Genomic DNA, 15,740 nt, shown 5'->3' on the forward strand with positions numbered 1-15,740 from the left:
ACCTCCGGGTCGCAGCCCGCTGGTGGGCCGCCCGGGAGCGAGGATAGTGCGGCGCCGGTGCCTGGGTGCTGCTTCGCGACAAGCCTCGCAGACGACGACGCCCTCCCGGCCACGGGCTGGTGGCAGGGAGGGCGGCGTACGGCGAGGTGACCCCGCCGGTGGTGCGTCAGGCCTTCTTGGTCTCCCAGAAGATCTCGGCGATCTCGTCGATCTTGGCCAGCAGCTGGTCGGCCACGTCGGCGTCCAGCGAGCCCTTGGCGCCGGTGGCGCCGGCGAGCTTGGTGGCCTCGTTGGTCAGCTGGTGCAGCTGCGGGTACTTCTCGAAGTGAGGGGGCTTGAAGTAGTCGGTCCACAGCACCCACAGGTGGTGCTTGACCAGCTCGGCGCGCTGCTCCTTGATCAGGATGGCGCGGGTGCGGAAGTCGGGGTCGTCGTTGTCGGCGACCTTGGCGATGATGCCCTTGATCGACTCGGCCTCGATGCGGGCCTGGGCGGGGTCGTAGACGCCGCAGGGCAGGTCGCAGTGGGCCGAGACCTCGATGGTGGGGGCGAAGAGCTTCGCGAGCATGCGGGTCCTCTCAGGGGTACGTCAGGTGGTCCGTGCCCTGCGAGACTACTGCGCGTGGCAGGCGTCGGGGGAAGGGCACGGGACCCTGAAACTAGGCGCGGGGGCACCCCGGGGCGCCACGCCCCTTGGGGTGTGGCCCGGGTCCGAGGCCGGTCGATGGCACCGTCCCTCGCCCCGGGGGACCGGCTGCTGGTGCGGTACGGCGCCGCGCCCCGTCCCGGCGACGTGGTCGTCGCGCGGTTCCCCGACGGCACGGTCGTGGTCAAGCGCGCCGTCGACCGGCGTACGACGAGGGCCGGCGGCCCGGGCTGGTGGCTGCTCAGCGACGACCCGGACGCAGGAGTCGACTCGCGGCACCGCGGCCCCGTCGCGGCGCACGACGTGCTCGGGGTGGTGCGGGCCCGGCTGTGGCCGTACCCCCGACGGGTGTGACGCACGTCTCGGCAGGCGCGGTGTCCACACGTGACGACGAGCCCTGTGGCGCCGGTGACCGTTGTGCCAGACTCACCGACCGTGACCGACACCCCCTCCTCGCACCCCTTCGCCGGCGACCCGGTCTTCGACCTGCACGTCGGCGGCAAGCTCGAGACGGTCTCCCGGGTCCCGCTGAACGGGCCGGAGGAGCTCTCGATGGCCTACACCCCCGGGGTCGCCCTGGTCTGCGAGGCGATCGCGGCCGACCCGTCGATGACGCAGCACTACACGTGGGTCCCGAACACGGTGGCCATCGTCAGCGACGGCACCGCGGTCCTCGGCCTCGGTGACATCGGCCCCGCCGCCGCGATGCCGGTGATGGAGGGCAAGGCGGTGCTGTTCAAGCAGTTCGGCGGTGTCGACGGTGTCCCCATCTGCCTGGACACCACCGACGTGGAGGAGATCATCGCCACCGTCGAGAGGCTGGCCCCGAGCTTCGGCGGGATCAACCTCGAGGACATCTCGGCGCCGCGCTGCTTCGAGATCGAGGACCGGCTCAAGGCCAGCCTCGACATCCCGGTCTTCCACGACGACCAGCACGGCACCGCGGTGGTCGCGCTGGCCGCGCTGACCAACGCCCTGAAGCTGACGCACCGCACCTTCGCGACGACGCGCGTGGTGATCTCGGGGGCCGGCGCCGCCGGGGTCGCCGTCGCCAAGATCCTGATCGAGGCCGGCATCACCGACCTCGTGGTCACCGACCGCAAGGGCGTGCTGAGCTCGCAGCGCGGCGACCTCACCCCGGTCAAGAAGGCCCTCGCGGAGATGACCGCCGACCGCACCGGGCGTACCGGCACCCTGGCCGAGGCCCTCGTCGGGGCGGACGCCTACATCGGCGTCTCCGGCGGCACCGTCCCGGAGGAGGACGTCGCCGCGATGGCCTCGGACGCGATCATCTTCGGTCTGGCCAACCCCACGCCCGAGGTGCACCCCGAGGTGGCGCGCCGGCACGCCCGGGTGGTGGCCACCGGACGCTCGGACTTCCCGAACCAGATCAACAACGTGCTGGCCTTCCCCGGGATCTTCCGCGGGGCCTTCGACGTGCGCGCCACCGCGATCACCGAGGGGATGAAGCTGGCGGCCGCGCAGGCCCTCGCCGAGCTGGTCGGCGACGACCTGTCCGAGGACCTGATCATCCCCTCGCCGTTCGACCCCCGCGTCGGCCCGGCCGTGGCCCAGGCCGTGGCCCAGGCCGCACGTGACGAGGGTGTCGCGCGGCGCTGACCCGGGTGCCCGCCAGCCGGGCCGGGGGTCCCGGCGGCGGGCCGAGCGGTAGTAGGTTCGCGGCCATGTTCGCCGTCTACGCCGAGTCCTTCTCCTCCGACGACCCGCTGTCCGGCCTGGTGCTGGGTGAGCGGCCCGAGCCCGAGGTCCCCGACGGGTGGACCACGATCACCGTCAAGGCCGCCTCGCTGAACCACCACGACCTGTTCTCGCTGCGCGGGGTCGGGCTCAAGGCGGAACAGCTGCCGATGATCCTCGGCACCGACGCCGCCGGCCTCGACGAGGACGGCAACGAGGTCGTCGTGCACGGCGTGGTCAGCGACCCGTCCTGGCGGGGTGACGAGACCTTCGACCCGCGCCGCTCGCTGCTCAGCGAGCGCCACCAGGGCGCGATGGCCGAGCGGGTGGCGGTGCCGCGCGCCAACGTCGTCCCGAAGCCGGCCTCCCTGTCCTTCGCGGAGGCCGCCTGCCTGCCCACCGCCTGGCTGACCGCCTACCGGATGCTCTTCACCCGCGGCGAGCTGCGCGCGGGGGAGACCGTGCTGGTGCAGGGTGCGGGCGGCGGGGTCGCGACCGCCGCGATCACCCTGGCCCGCGCGGCCGGCCTGCGGGTCCTGGCCACCAGCCGCGACGAGGCCAAGCGGGCCCGCGCGCTCGAGATCGGCGCCCACGAGGTCTTCGAGTCGGGCGCCCGGCTGCCGGGCAAGGTGGACGCGGTCATCGAGACCGTCGGCAAGGCGACGTGGTCGCACTCGATCCGCTCGCTCCGCCCGGGAGGACGCCTGATCACCTCCGGCACCACCTCCGGCCCCAAGCTCGACGACGCCGAGCTGACCCGGATCTTCTTCCTCCAGCTCAGCGTGATCGGCTCGACGATGGGTACCCGCGAGGAGCTCGCCGCGCTGGTGACCATGCTCGACGCCACCGGCACCCGCCCGCTGATCGACCGCGAGCTGCCGATGGACCAGGCCCGCGACGGCTTCGCCGCGATGCTCGAGGGCGACCTGTTCGGCAAGGTGGTCCTCACCCGGTGAGCACCCACCTGCTCACCGGCGCCGGGTCGGGCATCGGCCGCGTCCTGGCCGAGCGGCTCCTGGCCCGGGGCGACGAGGTGCTGGCGGTGGCCCGCTCCGAGGAGCGCGCGGCGGAGATGGCGGCCGACCTGGGTGGGGTCACCACGCTGGTGGCCGACCTCGCCGACGCCGCGAGCGTCGAGGCGCTGGGGGACCGGCTGCCCCCGCGGCTCGACTCCGTCGTGCACGCCGCCGGGGTCGTCGAGCTCGGCGCGGTCGCCGACCTGCCGGCCTCGGCCTGGACCGAGCAGCTCGCGGTCAACCTCGTCGCCCCGGCGGTGCTGACCCGGGTCGCGCTCCCGGCGCTGCGCACCGCGCGCGGCACGGTCGTCCTGGTCAACTCGGGCGCCGGCCTGCGCGCCAACCCGCAGTGGGCGGCGTACGCGGCCTCCAAGCACGGCCTGCGTGCCCTCGCCGACAGCCTGCGCGCGGAGGAGCCGGACCTCCGGGTGACCTCGGTCTTCCCCGGACGCACCGCGACCGCCATGCAGGAGACGGTGCACGCCCAGGAGGGCAAGGCGTACGACGCCTCGGACTGGATCCAGCCAGGGACCGTCGCCGACCTCGTGCTGCACGTGCTCGACCTCCCCCGCGACGCCGAGGTGCCCGAGCTGGTCGTCAAGCCGGTGTGACCTGGACCGGGTGTAACGCCGACGGGTCCCGGTGACAAGGACGGGTGTGGACAGCGACGACCTGACCGGCATCGGCCGCGACCCCGACCTCCTCGAGGCGTTCTACCGAGAGCACGTCGAAGCGGTGCAGCGTTTCGTCGCGCGACGGGTGGGGGACCCCCACACCGCTGCGGACCTGACGACCCAGGTGTTCTTGGCGGTGATCGACGCCGCAGCCGGGTACGACCCGAGTCGCGGGGCGCCGCGGGCATGGTTGTTCGGCATCGCCCGTCACGTGGTGGCCGGGGAGCACCGGCGGGCCCGGCGGCAGCGGGAGTCCGCCCAGCGCTGGGGGACCCGTCGCGACCTCGAGCCCGACGCCGTGGAACGTGCCACCGAGCGTCTCGACGCCGAGCGCGACGGCCGTCGCGTGCACGAGCAGGTGTCTCGCCTCCCCGAGGGCCTGCGCGCCGTGGTCGAGCTGGTCCTCGTCGACGGGCTCGACCTCTCCGACGCCGCGGACGTCCTCGGGATCACCGTCGGCAACGCCCGCGTCCGCCTGCACCGGGGACGCCGCCGACTGGCGGCCTCCCTGCCCGCCCTGACCCGACCCACCGAGGAGGTAGCACCGTGACGACAGATCTGGACAGCTTCGAGAGCAGACTGCTCGCCAACCTGCGAGCCGAGGTCGCGGAGCGCGCAGCAGCGGGTGCTGCGGTCCCTGGCAGCGACAGGCCGGGCCTCGGGCCCCGGCGGCTCGCCGCCGCCCTGGCGGCCGCCGCGGCCGTCGTGGCCACCGCCGTCGCGGTGCCCGCCCTCCTGGGCCCCAGCCCGGCGTACGCCGTGGGAGACGGTCCCGGCGGGACGATCGAGGTCGAGATCGACCGGCTCGAGGATGCTGCCGGGTTGGAGCGGGCCCTCGAGGACGAGGGCGTGGCTGCTGATGTCCAGTACCTCGGAACGGACCTCCGGTGCCAGGACGACCGGTACCGGGACGCGCCGTCAGCGCCGGGCAGCCGGACGACCTTCGAGGTCGGCTCGGGCGGCATACGGGTGGTGCTGGACCGCCGGGACGTGGTCGAGGGGCGGACCGTGGTGATCGCTGCCTCGACATCGTCCCCGGGAGGAGTGGACGAGAACGGCATCGAGGACATGGGCGGCACCTACGGCGAGGTCGGCATCGCCCGGGGCCTGGTTGCGCCGTGCGAGCCCGAGCCGAACGACTCGTCGCTCTGAGTGTCCGCAACCGTCATCTCGACGCGCCGCGAGCGTCACCTCGGCTGTCCGCGAGCGTCATCTGGGCTAGCGCTCGGAGCGCCAGCTCAACGCGCCGACGAGCACCATCCGCAGCTGGGTGCGGGCCGACTCGACCAGCCGCTTCTCCTCCTCCGGCTCCTCGCCGGCGTGCAGCACGGCGACGGCGGTGGCCACGAGGGCGGTCACGAAGAGGTTGGACAGGATCCGGAGGTCCTCGGTGGTCCAGGCGTCGGTCCCGGGCAGGCGCTGCAGGTCGCTGGCCAGCTCGCGCTCGAACAGCTCGATGCTGCGCGCGATCGCCTCGCGCACCGCGGGCGGCCCGGCCTCGCGCTCGCGGGCGATGAAGGCGAAGTGGGCCTGCTGGGCGTGCACGTGGGCGATGAGGACGTCGATCGAGCTGTCGATCAGGTCGTCGTAGGCGGGGTCGTGCAGGCGGACGTCGCGCAGCATCTCGCGCAGCGACACGAACGACTCCTCGACCAGCGCCAGCCCGAGGGCCTCGATCGACTCGAAGTGCCGGTAGAACCCGGTGGGCACGATGCCCACCTCCTTGGCCACCTGGCGCAGGGACAGCGCCACCAGGCTGCTGCCCTCGCAGAGCCGGAGGGCCGCGTCGAGGATGGCGCGACGGGTCTGCTCCTTGCGCTCGGCCCGTGACTCGGGCCGCGGGCCCGGGTTCTCGGACGTCAGCACCATGACCCTCATCCTACGTGCGTGCGCGGCGTCACGCGTCGCGGCGGTTGACGGTCGGCCCCGACCCGACCATATTGATGAGTGCACATCCGTACACTCAATGGGAGCAGACGATGAGCACCACGACCACCGGCACGACCACCGCCCCGCTCGGCAGCCTCGCCCAGCGGGTGCTGCGCTCGCGCACGATGGCGGCGCTGACCCAGCCGCACGGCGTCGACCGCTACCTCGAGCTGGTCAACCCGATGTGGGCCGCGCACGAGGTGCGCGCCCGAATCGCCGACGTGCACCGCGAGGTCGACGTGCCCGGGCACCCGCCCGTCGCCACCCTGACCCTCGAGCCGACCTCGACCTGGCAGGGCCACCGCGCCGGCCAGCACGTCCAGCTCGGCGTCGAGGTCGACGGAGCCCGGCGTACGACCCGGGTCTTCACCGTCTCCAGCCCGGACTCGCGGCCCGGGGACCGCTTCACCGTCACCATGCGCGCCAACCCCGACGGCGTCGTGTCGCGCTACCTGACCGGCCGCGCCGCGATCGGCAGCACCGTGCACCTGTCGCAGGCGCAGGGCGACTTCGTCCTGCCCGACCGCGTCCCCGAGCACGTCGTGATGATCTCCGGCGGCTCCGGGATCACTCCGGTGATGTCGATGCTGCGGTCGCTGCAGCGCCGGACGCACCGCGGCCGGGTCACCTTCATCCACTACGCCCAGAGTCCCGAGCACCAGATCTACGCCGCGGAGCTGGCCGACGTGGCCGCCTCGGGCCACGGCATCGACCTGCACCTGCTGCACCCCGAGCTCGGTGACCCGGCCCTCTCGCCGGCGTGGCTCGAGCGGCTCGTGCCCGGCTACCGCGAGGTGCCGACGTGGGCCTGCGGCCCGGCTCCGCTGATCGAGGCGGTGCACGGGGCGTACGACGGCTCCGAGGCGCTGCACGTCGAGTACTTCAAGCCCCCGCGCACCGGCGGCGGCGAGGCCGGCGGCGAGATCACCTTCGCCCGCTCCGGCCGTACCGCCCCCAACACCGGCGAGAGCCTGCTGGTGCAGGCCGAGGCGCTGGGCCTGCGCCCGGAGTCCGGGTGCCGGATGGGGATCTGCTTCACCTGCGTGAGCCGCAAGGACGAGGGCACCGTGCGCCACGTCGTCAGCGGCGACGAGTCCTCCCTGCCCGACGAGGAGATCCGCGTCTGCGTCTCGGCCCCGGTCGGCGACTGCACCGTCGACCTCTGAGCCACCTCCGCGCACCCTCCCGCACGCCCTGAACCGCACCTTCCTGAACCGCACCGTCCGAGAAGGGACGACCACCATGACCATGACCATGACGAACCCGCAGCCCACCGCCGAGGAGGCCGCCGGGACGAAGCGGCTGACCGCCGAGCAGCTCGAGCGCCTCGGCGAGGAGCTGGACGCGATCCGCCAGCGGATCCTGGCCGACCTCGGCGAGGAGGACGCCGCCTACATCCGCAAGGTCGTCAAGGCCCAGCGCGGCTTCGAGATCGCCGGGCGCGCGCTGTTCTACCTCCCGCCGGCCTGGCCGCTGGCCGTGGCGTCGCTGAGCATCTCCAAGATCCTCGACAACATGGAGATCGGCCACAACGTCATGCACGGCCAGTACGACTGGATGGGCGACCCCGGCCTGAACTCGCGGATGTACGAGTGGGACAACGTCTGCCCCAGCGACCAGTGGAAGAACTCCCACAACTTCATCCACCACACGTACACCAACATCGTCGGCAAGGACCGCGACATCGGGTACGGCGTGCTCCGGATGGACGAGGACCAGCCGTGGCACCCGTACTACCTGGGCAACCCGGTCTACGCGCTCCTGCTGATGGTGTTCTTCGAGTGGGGCGTGGCCATGCACGACCTCGAGGTCGAGAACCTGGTCTCGGGCGGGCGGAGCCTGGAGGACAACAAGCCGCTCTACCCGGGGCTGCTGCGCAAGATGCGCCGCCAGGCCGTCAAGGACTACCTGCTGTTCCCGGCACTGACCGGACCGCTGTTCCCGCTGACCTTCGCCGGCAACGCCGTGGCCAACCTAGTGCGCAACGTCTGGGCGTTCAACATCATCTTCTGCGGGCACTTCCCGGCCGGCGTCGCGACCTTCAGCATCGAGGAGTGCGAGGACGAGACCCGCGGCCACTGGTACTACCGCCAGCTCCTCGGCTCGGCCAACATCACCGGCGGCAAGGTCTTCCACCTGCTGACCGGCAACCTGTCGCACCAGATCGAGCACCACCTCTTCCCCGACCTGCCGGCGCGCCGCTACCCGCAGATCGCCGAGGAGGTCCGCGAGATCTGCGAGCGCTACGACCTGGACTACAACGCCGGCCCGCTCGGCAAGCAGCTGTTCAGCGTGGCCCGCAAGATCTGCCGGATGGCGCTGCCGGACCGGAGGAAGGCTCCGCAGGACGACGTCGTCGAGCCCGTCGAGGTCGTGACCGAACCCACGGTGGCGGCCTGACGCCGCAGACGGGACACTGAGGTCATGCCGGACCACCTGAGCAAGGGCGAGATCGCCAAGGACGCCCTCCAGTCGGGTGCCGAGGCCACCGCCGGAGCCGTCGGCCACGTCGCCACGATCATCACTGGCGCGGTCAAGGACGTCGCCACCACCGTCGGCGGGCTGGCCACCGACCTGTTCGAGATCCGCGACGCGGCCCGGCGGGCCACCCGGGAGCACGGCGAGGACTGAGTCCCGGGCGGGTCACCGCCCAGACGTCATACGAGCCGCACCCCAGCCCGGGTGCGGCTCATATGACGTCCCGGGCAGTCGGCGGGGGCGGAGGGCCTCAGCCGAAGCGAAGGCGGAACGCCTCCAGGCGTACGGAGCCGAGCGGGCGGGCGGCGGCCAGCCAGGACAGCGGGCCGTCGGGTCCGAGCTGCCAGCGCGCCCGCAGCGGGCGTACCCGGGCGCTCCCGGAGACGGGGGTGACCCGCGGGCCGTCGGTCTCGGGCACCGCCGGCTGGTCGGTGGTGAACCGCAGCGGCACCCGGGGGCCGCCGCGGCCCCGTTCGGCGACCGTCGTGCTCGCCGTGGGCACCGCGCCGACCTCCGCGGACCAGGTGCCGCCGGTGGGGGAGGCGGGGGTGGTGAAGGTCCCCAACCCCTTCGGGATCGCCCACAGCGCCCGGCCGCCGTCGCGGGAGGCGGGGGAGTCGACCCAGATGTCGGTGATCTCGACCCGGACGGCGGCGCCCCGGCGTACCGGACGGGCGACCAGCAGCTCGCGGTAGGTCAGCGGGCTGGGGTCGGCGTAGTCGACCCACGCGGCGCCCCACAGCCCTCGCGGGCGCACGCCCCCGGCGCCCTCGGCTGCCCGCGGCAGCCAGAACAGGCTCACCCACATCGAGCCGTGCAGGTGCCACGGCGCGTCGGGGTAGGGCGGCCCGTCCGGTGCCGACGACACGCGGTCAGTCCTCGGGGTCGTCGAGGCGTGCGAGCCAGGTCGCGAACCGCTCCACCGCCGCCTCGTGCTCGGGGTGGGTGTCGGTGAACTCCTGCAGCCGCTCGCCCAGCCACGCCAGGGTGACCTCCTCGTCACCCCGGCGTCGCTGCAGCTCCTCGATTCCGCGGTCGGTGAAGTACATCCGTGCTGCTCCTCCACGTCGGGTCACTGGGTCTCGTCAGGGCGGTCGCGGCCTCGCAGGCTCGCCCGCGCGCCTGCTCGACCGGCTTTCCTACCTGACCGGCGGCTCCGCCGCGGTCAGGAGAAAGCCCTCGCCAGCAGGTCCTTCTGCTCGTCCTGGTGGCGCTTGGCGGTGCCGACCGACGGCGAGGAGGAGGCCACCCGGGTGACCGGCTCCACCTCCGCATCGACGTCGGGCCACACGTTGAGCTGGTAGTGCGGCCACGGGCCCATGTTCTGCGGCTCGTCCTGGACCCACCGCACCTTCTTCAGGTGCGGGTAGCGCGCGATCTCGTCCTTGATCGCGTCGACCGGGCGCGGGTAGAGCTGCTCGACACGGGCGATGGCGAAGCGCTCGCCGTCCTCGGCCTTGTCGCGGGCGACGTGGAGGTCCCAGGTGATGCGGCCCGAGCAGATCAGCAGCGTGTCCACCTTGTCCTGGTCGGCGTGGTCGTCGCCGATGAACGGGCGGAAGGTGCCCTCGGTGAACTCGTGCGGCTGCGAGGCCGCCTCCTTGCGCCGCAGCATCGACTTCGGCGTGAAGACGATCATCGGACGGTGCCGCTCCCCGAGGGAGTGGCGACGCAGCAGGTGGAAGTACGACGCCGGCGTCGAGGGCTGCGCGACGACGAACGCCTCGTCGGCGGCCATCGTCAGGAACCGCTCGATCCGGGCCGAGGAGTGGTCGGGGCCCTGGCCCTCGTACCCGTGGGGGAGCAGCAGGACGACGCCCGACTGCTGGTTCCACTTGGTCTCGCCGGCGGAGATGAACTCGTCGATCACGGTCTGGGCGCCGTTGACGAAGTCGCCGAACTGCGCCTCCCAGAGCACGAGCGCCTCGGGACGGGCCACGGAGTAGCCGTACTCGAAGCCGAGGGCGGCGTACTCGGAGAGCAGCGAGTCGTAGACGAAGAACTTGCCCTGGTCCTCGGTCAGCGCCGACAGCGGGGTCCACTCGTCGGCGTTGCGCCGGTCGATCATGGTGGCGAACCGGCTCACGAAGGTGCCGCGGCGCGAGTCCTGCCCGGCCAGGCGCACCGGGCGGCCGTCCATCAGCAGGGACCCGAAGGCGAGGACCTCGCCGGAGCCCCAGTCGATCGGGCCGCTCGTGATCGCCTGCGCGCGACGCTGCAGCTGCGGCATCACCTTGGGGTGCACCGTGAAGCCGGCGGGCGGGGACACGTAGGCGTCCGCGATCCGCTTCAGCGCCTCCATCGAGATCGCGGTACGCGTCTCGCCCGCGGGCTTGTCCGGGTAGTCCGGGACCGTGGTCCACTCGCTGGGCTGGTTGCTGGCGTCGCGGACCTCGGTGAACACCCGCTCCAGCTGTTGCTGGTAGTCGCGCAGGACCTGCTCGGCCTCCTCGACGGTGATGTCGCCGCGCCCGATCAGGGACTCGGTGTAGAGCTTGCGCACCGAACGCTTCTTCTCGATCAGGTCGTACATCAGCGGCTGGGTGTACGAGGGGTCGTCGCCCTCGTTGTGCCCGCGCCGGCGGTAGCAGACGAGGTCGATCACGACGTCCTTGTTGAACGCCTGGCGGTACTCGAAGGCCAGCTGGGACACGCGGATGCAGGCCTCGGGGTCGTCACCGTTGACGTGGAAGATCGGCGCCTGGACCATCCGGGCCACGTCGGTGCAGTACAGCGAGGAGCGCGACGAGCCGGGGGAGGTGGTGAAGCCGACCTGGTTGTTGACGACCAGGTGGATCGTCCCGCCGGTGCGGTAGCCGCGCAGCTGGGACAGGTTCAGCGTCTCCGCGACGACGCCCTGGCCGGCGAAGGCCGCGTCGCCGTGCACCAGCAGCGGCAGCACGGGGTAGTCCGCGCCGCGGTCGAGCACGTCCTGCTTGGCCCGCGCGATGCCCTCGAGCACGGGGTCGACGGCCTCGAGGTGCGAGGGGTTGGCCGCGACCGAGACCTTGACGTGGTCGCCCTTGTCGGACTCGAAGACCCCCTCGGCGCCGAGGTGGTACTTCACGTCGCCCGAGCCCTGCACGGTGCGCGGGTCGATGTTGCCCTCGAACTCGCGGAAGATCTGCGAGTACTTCTTGCCCACGATGTTGGCGAGCACGTTGAGCCGGCCGCGGTGGGCCATCCCGATGGCGACCTCGTCGAGACCGGCGCCGGCGGCGGCCTCGCAGATCTCGTCGAGCACCGGGACGGTGGTCTCCGCGCCCTCGAGGCTGAACCGCTTCTGGCCCACGAACTTGGTCTGGAGGAAGGTCTCGAACGCCTCGGCCTGGTTCAGCTTCAGCATGATCCGCAGCTGCTCCTCGCGCGGGGTCTTGCTGTGCGGGCGCTCGACGCGCTCCTGGATCCAGCGGCGCTGCTCGGGATCCATGATGTGCATGTACTCGATGCCGGTGGTGCGGCAGTACGAGTCGCGCAGGATGCCCAGCACGCTGCGCAGCTTCATGAACGGCCGTGCGCTGCCGCCGAAGGCGCCGGTGGCGAACTCCCGGTCGAGGTCCCACAGGGTCAGCCCGTGGGTCTCGATCTCGAGGTCGGGGTGCGTGCGCTGGCGGTACTCCAACGGGTCGGTGTCGGCCATCATGTGGCCGCGCACGCGGTAGGCGTGGATCAGCTCGAGGATCCGGGCCTGCTTGGAGATCTCGTCGTCGTGCGACGTCGCGATGTCGTTGCTCCAGCGGATCGGCTCGTAGGGGATCCGCAGCGACCGGAAGATGTCGTCGTAGAACCCGTCCTCGCCCAGCATCAGCTGGTGCAGGCGGCGCAGGAACTCCCCGGACTGCGCGCCCTGGATGACGCGGTGGTCGTAGGTCGAGGTCAGCGTCATGACCTTGCTGATGCCGTTGCGGGCGATCGCGTCGGCCGACGCGCCCTGCCACTCGGCGGGGTAGTCCATCGCGCCGACGCCGAAGATCGCGGCCTGGCCCGGCATCAGGCGGGGGACCGGGTGGTTGGTGCCCAGGCCGCCGACGTTGGTCAGGCTGACCGTCGTGCCCGAGTAGTCGTCCATCGTGAGCTTGTTGTCGCGCGCCTTGCGCACGATCTCCTCGTAGGCGGTCCAGAAGCCTGCGAAGTCCATCGTCTCGCCGTGCTTGATCGAGGGCACGACCAGCTGGCGGGTGCCGTCGGGCTTCTGCTGGTCGACCGCGAGGCCGAGGTTCACGTGCGGCGGGGTCACCAGGTTGGGCTTGCCGTCGACCTCGGCGTACGAGCTGTTCATCGAGGGCATCTCGCCCAGCGCCCGCACGATCGCGTAGCCGATGAGGTGGGTGAAGGACACCTTGCCGCCGCGGGCGCGGGCGAGGTGGTTGTTGATGACGGTGCGGTTGTCCCACAGCAGCTTGACCGGGACCGTGCGCACCGAGGTGGCGGTCGGCACGGTCAGCGAGGCGTCCATGTTCTTGACCGTCGCGGCCGGGATCCCGCGCAGCACCGTGTAGGTCGGCTCGGCCGGCTTCTCGGCCGGCTCGTCCTTCGCCGCGGGCTTGGCAGCGGGCTTGGCGGCGGGCTTGGCGGCGGGCTTGGCGGCGGGCTTCGCGGCGGGCGCCTTCTGCTCGGCCTTCGGCGCGGGCGCAGGCGCGGCCTTCGGCGCAGGCTTGGCGGCCGGGGCGGGCTTGGCGGCCGGTGCGGCCGCTCCGTTGCCGGCGCTGCCGTTCGACGTCGACGCGGCGGCGCCGGGTCCGTCGGAGAAGAACGAGCGCCACTCGTCGTCGAGGCTGGAGGGGTCCTTGTCGAACCGCTCCCTCATCTCCTCCACGAGCCACTCGTTGGCTCCGAAGTCGGAGGTGGACGGTTGGGGGGTTGAGCTGCCAGACGACTGCGGCACGACTTGCTTCGCCTCTTCCAGTGAGCGCGCGGTGTGATGATCGCGACCCAGGCTAGTCCCCCCGCTGTCCAAATGCGCGGGGGCGGCTGTGGCGTCGGGCACCCTGGACCCCGAATGTCCGAGCACTTCCCCCACGAGGACACGAGATGCTCCTGAGATCCCCCCGACCAGGCCGTTCCGACGGCGTGTCGACCGCCCGGCGCGCCGCGGTCCCGCTCCTCGCCCTCGTCGGCGTGGCGGCGCTGTCGAGCTGCAGCGCCGGCGAGCCGTCCGAGCCCGAGGAACCGGCGCCGTCCGGGTCGGCGGCACCGACCGACGCGCGCGCCACGGTCTCGGCCGGCCGGGTCACCGGCACGCTCGACCGGGCGCGTCGCGATGACGCCGCCGACGCTGTCGGGACGGTCACCGAGCGGTGGTTCACGGCGGCGTACCTCGGCCAGGACGGGCCACCGTCCCGCGTCGCGGACGCCTTCCCCGGCTTCACCGCTGGAGCGGCCGCCCAGGCACGGGACGACCGAGGGCTGACGACCAACACCGGCCTGGCCGCGGGCGTCGACGACGTGGTCGCGCGGCGCGCGGACGTGGCCGTGGACCTGCTCGCCACCGGTGGTCGGGCCCGGGCGGCGACGGCTCGGTTCACGCTGGTGATGGAGCTCACCGGGGACGGCGCGCGGGTCGAGCGCGTCGCAGGCCGGCTCTACCTGACGCCGGACCCGGCGCGCGGCGGACCCGGCTGGCAGGTCGTCGGGTACGACGTGGAGCGGGGGAGGCAGCGATGAGGGCGGCAGGAGTGTGCCGGGCCGTGCTCGATCGGGTCCGGCGGCGGACCGGGTGGGCGTTTCCAGGACTTGGCGCGGCTTGCAAGGCGCGCCAAGCCGGGGGATCCCCGCTCGGGCGGGGGTTCCCGGGACGGGCGGGGCGGATGTGGCGGGCGGCGGTGCTCGCGGCGGTGCTGGCGGTGGCGGCGCTGGTCGTCCCGGCGTCCACGGTCGCCCGTACCGAGGCAGCGCTGGTCAAGGTCCGCTCGGCCGAGGGCCTGGCGCTCCAGGACGACGTGGTCTGGATCCTCGCGGTCGGCTCGGACGCGAGGCCGGGGGAGGACATGCTGCGCACCCGCGGCGACGCGTTGCAGCTGGTCGGTCTGCGCCCCTCCACCGGGGCGGCCACCGCGATCGGCATCCCGCGCGACTCCTACGTCCCGATCCCGGGGTACGGGTCCGACCGCGTCAACGCGGCGTTGACCTACGGCGGCCCCCAGCTGCTCGGGGAGACCGTGGGGGCCCTGGTCGGGATCCAGCCCGACTACGTGATGGTCACCCGGTTCCCGTTCTTCGAGGACATGGTCGACGACATCGGCGGGATCACCGTGACCAACCCGCGGCCCTTCGCCGACCCGTACCTCAAGGACGACGGGTTCGCCGAGGGTCGGATCCGGCTCGGCGGGTACGACGCGATGGCCTTCTCCCGGATCCGCAAGGAGCTCGCCGGCGGCGACTTCGACCGCTCGGCCAACCAGCAGCGTGTGCTCCGCGGGATCGCCGCGCAGGTGCGTGCCCGCGCGGACGAGCCCGGGTTCGTCGAGCGGGGCGTGCTGAGCGTGATGGAGCACCTCGACACCGGTGGTCTCCCGCCCTCCGAGCTGTTCACGCTGGCCCGGGCGGTCGCCTCGGTCCGGCAGGACCGGGTCACCACGTGCGTGGTCGGCGGCACCATCGGCAACGCCGGGGCGGCCAGCGTGGTGTTCCCCGACGTCGCGCAGGCCCGGCGCCTCGGCGACGACGCCCGCGAGGACGCCCGGCTCACCGGCTGCTGAGCCGGAGGTCACACCCGCGCCCACCCCAGGGATGGTGCGCGAGACCCTCGACCGCCGCCACTGTCGAGGGATGAGCAACGACAAGTCAGCAGAGGCACGTCAGGGCCTGATCGGCGGCCTCACCGGCAAGGCCAAGGAGGTCGCCGGCGCCGTCACCGGCAAGGACGACCTCGTCGAGGAGGGTCAGCTCCAGCAGGCCGAGGCCCAGCGTCGCAAGCAGGCCGTCGCCGACGAGGCCGTGGCCGACGCGAAGCGCCACGAGGCCACGCAGGACATGCGCGAGGCCAGTCGCGAGACCGCCGAGGAGCAGGGCGAGGCCCGGGCCCGGGCGGAGCGCGAGAAGTCCGCCGCCGAGCAGCAGTCGACCCAGGAGAAGTCCGCCGCCGAGCGCGAGGCCGCCCAGCGCGAGGCGCAGGGGCGCGAGGCCGCCGAGCGGCGCGCCGAGCAGGTCGCCGAGACCCGGCTGCGCGAGGCCGAGGCCACCGAGGCGCAGGCCGGCACCACCGAGGACCAGGCCGCCCAGGAGCGGGCGCGGCTCGACCGCGAGGCCGCCGACGCCGAGAAGCAGGCCGCGCAGCTGCGCAGCCAGACCGAGAAGTGA

General features: G+C 72.7%; 17 protein-coding genes. 12 read left to right on the forward strand and 5 right to left on the reverse strand.

Annotated features, from left to right (window positions below):
* Nucleotides 1–166: 166 nt before the first annotated feature.
* On the reverse strand, nt 167–568 hold the full coding sequence (gene sodN / locus GV155_RS06225) for a superoxide dismutase, Ni (protein ID WP_160006238.1): 402 nt from the start codon (nt 566–568) through the stop codon (nt 167–169).
* Between the two features lie 132 nt (nt 569–700).
* On the opposite strand from sodN, the gene GV155_RS06230 reads away from it, so the two are divergent.
* From GV155_RS06230 to GV155_RS06255, 6 genes are all read left to right on the forward strand, one after another.
* Nucleotides 701–1,000, forward strand: a complete 300-nt coding sequence (locus GV155_RS06230; RefSeq protein ID WP_268892578.1) for a S26 family signal peptidase — start codon at nt 701–703, stop codon at nt 998–1,000.
* An 81-nt stretch (nt 1,001–1,081) separates the two neighbouring features.
* Nucleotides 1,082–2,266, forward strand: a complete 1,185-nt coding sequence (locus GV155_RS06235; RefSeq protein ID WP_201300080.1) for an NAD(P)-dependent malic enzyme — start codon at nt 1,082–1,084, stop codon at nt 2,264–2,266.
* Nucleotides 2,267–2,331: 65 nt separating this feature from the next.
* Nucleotides 2,332–3,300: a zinc-binding dehydrogenase gene (locus GV155_RS06240; RefSeq protein WP_160006242.1), complete on the forward strand. Its 969-nt coding sequence runs from the start codon at nt 2,332–2,334 to the stop codon at nt 3,298–3,300.
* The gene (locus GV155_RS06245; protein WP_160006244.1) at nt 3,297–3,971 is read left to right on the forward strand and encodes an SDR family oxidoreductase; all 675 of its coding nucleotides are present in this window, start codon (nt 3,297–3,299) and stop codon (nt 3,969–3,971) included. The genes GV155_RS06240 and GV155_RS06245 overlap by 4 nt, the downstream gene beginning before the upstream one ends.
* Nucleotides 3,972–4,017: 46 nt before the next feature.
* Nucleotides 4,018–4,584 carry an RNA polymerase sigma factor gene (locus GV155_RS06250; protein ID WP_160006246.1) on the forward strand — a complete coding sequence of 189 codons (567 nt, stop codon included), beginning with the start codon at nt 4,018–4,020 and terminating at the stop codon, nt 4,582–4,584.
* Nucleotides 4,581–5,186, forward strand: a complete 606-nt coding sequence (locus GV155_RS06255; protein ID WP_160006248.1) for a hypothetical protein — start codon at nt 4,581–4,583, stop codon at nt 5,184–5,186. Before GV155_RS06250 ends, GV155_RS06255 begins: the two co-directional genes overlap by 4 nt.
* Nucleotides 5,187–5,252: 66 nt before the next feature.
* Here GV155_RS06255 and GV155_RS06260 read toward each other — a convergent pair whose 3' ends face one another.
* Nucleotides 5,253–5,903: a TetR family transcriptional regulator gene (locus tag GV155_RS06260; RefSeq protein ID WP_160006250.1), complete on the reverse strand. Its 651-nt coding sequence runs from the start codon at nt 5,901–5,903 to the stop codon at nt 5,253–5,255.
* A gap of 110 nt (nt 5,904–6,013) precedes the next feature.
* Here GV155_RS06260 and GV155_RS06265 point away from each other — a divergent pair, with 110 nt between their 5' ends.
* The 3 genes from GV155_RS06265 to GV155_RS06275 all read left to right on the forward strand — a co-directional run bounded on the left by GV155_RS06265 (nt 6,014) and on the right by GV155_RS06275 (nt 8,594).
* Nucleotides 6,014–7,129, forward strand: a complete 1,116-nt coding sequence (locus GV155_RS06265) for a ferredoxin reductase (protein WP_160006252.1) — start codon at nt 6,014–6,016, stop codon at nt 7,127–7,129.
* A gap of 88 nt (nt 7,130–7,217) precedes the next feature.
* Complete coding sequence (locus GV155_RS06270; RefSeq protein ID WP_160006254.1) at nt 7,218–8,363, forward strand: fatty acid desaturase family protein; 1,146 nt, start codon at nt 7,218–7,220, stop codon at nt 8,361–8,363.
* A 24-nt stretch (nt 8,364–8,387) separates the two neighbouring features.
* Complete coding sequence (locus tag GV155_RS06275; RefSeq protein WP_160006256.1) at nt 8,388–8,594, forward strand: hypothetical protein; 207 nt, start codon at nt 8,388–8,390, stop codon at nt 8,592–8,594.
* A 97-nt stretch (nt 8,595–8,691) separates the two neighbouring features.
* Here the strand turns inward: GV155_RS06275 and GV155_RS06280 are convergent, their stop codons facing one another.
* From GV155_RS06280 to GV155_RS06285, 3 genes are all read right to left on the reverse strand, one after another.
* Nucleotides 8,692–9,309 (reverse strand): acetoacetate decarboxylase, encoded by a 618-nt coding sequence (locus GV155_RS06280; RefSeq protein WP_160006258.1) that lies wholly within the window; start codon nt 9,307–9,309, stop codon nt 8,692–8,694.
* A 4-nt stretch (nt 9,310–9,313) separates the two neighbouring features.
* The gene (locus GV155_RS20415; protein ID WP_201300081.1) at nt 9,314–9,490 is read right to left on the reverse strand and encodes a DUF6104 family protein; all 177 of its coding nucleotides are present in this window, start codon (nt 9,488–9,490) and stop codon (nt 9,314–9,316) included.
* A 116-nt stretch (nt 9,491–9,606) separates the two neighbouring features.
* On the reverse strand, nt 9,607–13,326 hold the full coding sequence (locus GV155_RS06285; RefSeq protein ID WP_160006260.1) for a multifunctional oxoglutarate decarboxylase/oxoglutarate dehydrogenase thiamine pyrophosphate-binding subunit/dihydrolipoyllysine-residue succinyltransferase subunit: 3,720 nt from the start codon (nt 13,324–13,326) through the stop codon (nt 9,607–9,609).
* A gap of 146 nt (nt 13,327–13,472) precedes the next feature.
* On the opposite strand from GV155_RS06285, the gene GV155_RS06290 reads away from it, so the two are divergent.
* The 3 genes from GV155_RS06290 to GV155_RS06300 all read left to right on the forward strand — a co-directional run bounded on the left by GV155_RS06290 (nt 13,473) and on the right by GV155_RS06300 (nt 15,740).
* The gene (locus GV155_RS06290; protein ID WP_160006262.1) at nt 13,473–14,105 is read left to right on the forward strand and encodes a hypothetical protein; all 633 of its coding nucleotides are present in this window, start codon (nt 13,473–13,475) and stop codon (nt 14,103–14,105) included.
* 143 nt (nt 14,106–14,248) lie between these two features.
* Nucleotides 14,249–15,139 (forward strand): LCP family protein, encoded by an 891-nt coding sequence (locus GV155_RS06295; RefSeq protein WP_160006264.1) that lies wholly within the window; start codon nt 14,249–14,251, stop codon nt 15,137–15,139.
* 70 nt (nt 15,140–15,209) lie between these two features.
* Complete coding sequence (locus GV155_RS06300) at nt 15,210–15,740, forward strand: CsbD family protein (RefSeq protein WP_160006266.1); 531 nt, start codon at nt 15,210–15,212, stop codon at nt 15,738–15,740.

The sequence above is a fragment of the Nocardioides sp. AX2bis genome (genome assembly GCF_902506435.1).
GTDB lineage: Bacteria > Actinomycetota > Actinomycetes > Propionibacteriales > Nocardioidaceae > Nocardioides.

Excerpts from the sequence above, each read along its gene's own strand:
- sodN (WP_160006238.1), bottom strand. The coding sequence starts at position 568 with ATGCTCGCGAAGCTCTTCGCCCCCACCATCGAGGTCTCGGCCCACTGC.
- GV155_RS06240 (WP_160006242.1), top strand. The coding sequence starts at position 2,332 with ATGTTCGCCGTCTACGCCGAGTCCTTCTCCTCCGACGACCCGCTGTCC.
- GV155_RS06260 (WP_160006250.1), bottom strand. The coding sequence starts at position 5,903 with ATGGTGCTGACGTCCGAGAACCCGGGCCCGCGGCCCGAGTCACGGGCC.
- GV155_RS06265 (WP_160006252.1), top strand. The coding sequence starts at position 6,014 with ATGAGCACCACGACCACCGGCACGACCACCGCCCCGCTCGGCAGCCTC.
- GV155_RS06270 (WP_160006254.1), top strand. The coding sequence starts at position 7,218 with ATGACGAACCCGCAGCCCACCGCCGAGGAGGCCGCCGGGACGAAGCGG.
- GV155_RS06275 (WP_160006256.1), top strand. The coding sequence starts at position 8,388 with ATGCCGGACCACCTGAGCAAGGGCGAGATCGCCAAGGACGCCCTCCAG.
- GV155_RS20415 (WP_201300081.1), bottom strand. The coding sequence starts at position 9,490 with ATGTACTTCACCGACCGCGGAATCGAGGAGCTGCAGCGACGCCGGGGT.
- GV155_RS06290 (WP_160006262.1), top strand. The coding sequence starts at position 13,473 with ATGCTCCTGAGATCCCCCCGACCAGGCCGTTCCGACGGCGTGTCGACC.
- GV155_RS06295 (WP_160006264.1), top strand. The coding sequence starts at position 14,249 with ATGTGGCGGGCGGCGGTGCTCGCGGCGGTGCTGGCGGTGGCGGCGCTG.
- GV155_RS06300 (WP_160006266.1), top strand. The coding sequence starts at position 15,210 with ATGAGCAACGACAAGTCAGCAGAGGCACGTCAGGGCCTGATCGGCGGC.